This is a genomic window from Syntrophomonas sp. UBA5494 (assembly GCF_002426325.1).
Window position 1 is genome coordinate 48,234 of the sequence record NZ_DIPG01000010.1, and the last position, 729, is coordinate 48,962.

1 pseudogene and 1 riboswitch are annotated in these 729 nt (G+C 48.7%); the pseudogene reads left to right on the forward strand.

Features of this window, described 5'->3' with window-relative positions:
• Positions 1-24: 24 nt before the first annotated feature.
• Positions 25-135: riboswitch (TPP riboswitch) on the reverse strand.
• A 151-nt stretch (positions 136-286) separates the two neighbouring features.
• Positions 287-729: pseudogene (locus B3W37_RS01425) on the forward strand (TrpB-like pyridoxal phosphate-dependent enzyme); the annotation flags it as partial.

Genomic DNA, 729 nt, shown 5'->3' on the forward strand with positions numbered 1-729 from the left:
ATCTGAATAAAGCGGTCTCGCGCGAACCAATCGGCTCTTAGTTCCTACGCTGGCATTACCCAGATCAGGTTCAAGGGTCAGGGCCGCATTTAACCCACTCTCAGCCGGATGGCTCCAGCTCCCCTTTGTAGTTTGAATTATTATACTCCCCTGAGGCGCTGATAATCAACCTGTAATCATATAAACATTCTTGTTGAAATATTTACTGCTGTGCTATACTAACCTCAAAGTGGCCCGTGCCGCTGCGGAGATCATATTTTTATAAGATGAGAGGAGCGAAGCTGAGATGAGTAGAGAACAGCTCACCAAAATCATTTTGCCTGAAGAGAAATTGCCGAAATTCTGGTACAATGTTCAGGCGGATATGCCCACACCATTATCACCGGGTTTAAATCCTCATAGCAAACAGCCCCTGGCGCCAGCTGATTTAGAACCGCTTTTTGCGCGGGAATTGATCATGCAGGAAGTATCCACTGAGAGGTATATCGAAATACCCCGGGAAGTGCGGGAGATTTATAAAAAGTGGAGGCCTTCCCCGCTGTTCAGGGCTCATGGTCTGGAAAAAGCCCTGGATACCAGCTGTCATATTTATTATAAATATGAAGGCGTAAGCCCGGTGGGCAGCCACAAACTGAACTCGGCCCTGCCCCAGGTGTTCTACAATAAAGCCCAGGGGATCAAACGCCTGACTACTGAAACCGGGGCCGGTCAATGGGGCACGGCCTTATC